Source organism: Devosia sp. P3_B2 (genome assembly GCF_056402875.1).
This window is the reverse complement of sequence record NZ_JBFUGO010000032.1, coordinates 1-489: the sequence shown is the minus strand read 5'-3', so window position 1 is coordinate 489 and position 489 is coordinate 1. Positions and strand designations below refer to the sequence as shown.

1 protein-coding gene is annotated in these 489 nt (G+C 62.2%); it reads right to left on the bottom strand.

From position 1 onward, the window contains the following. Window positions 1-489, bottom strand: a 489-nt coding sequence (locus tag AC1DV8_RS22930) for a hypothetical protein (RefSeq protein WP_477159044.1), incomplete at both ends; no start/stop codon positions are given.

Here is a 489-nt window from a genome sequence, read left to right as displayed (position 1 = left end):
GGTGATGTCGTCGCCGACATTGCCGGTCTGGTCCTTGGCGGTCGCCGTGTAGATCCAGGTCTCGCCCTTCTCCAGCAGATTGTCGCCATCGTCGCCGCTCACGTAGTTGGCGCTGATGTCACCGAGCACATCGTCGACCAGCGAGGTGACGGTCAGTGGATCGGTGTCCGAGGTGCTCTCGTTGGTCACTTCATAGGTGTAGACGATGTCGCTCGTCGTCCCCTCGGCAATCGTGGTGATGTCCGGGGTCTTCACGACCTTGATGTCTGGCGCGACGTCGGTGATCGTCACCGTCGCCGTGTCGTCATCGGTCGCTTCGGTGCCCTCGTCATCGGTCCCCGTCACCGTCACCACGTTGGTGATGTCGTCGCCGACATTGCCGGTCTGGTCCTTGGCGGTCGCCGTGTAGATCCAGGTCTCGCCCTTCTCCAGCAGATTGTCGCCATCGTCGCCGCTCACGTAGTTGGCGCTGATGTCACCGAGCACATC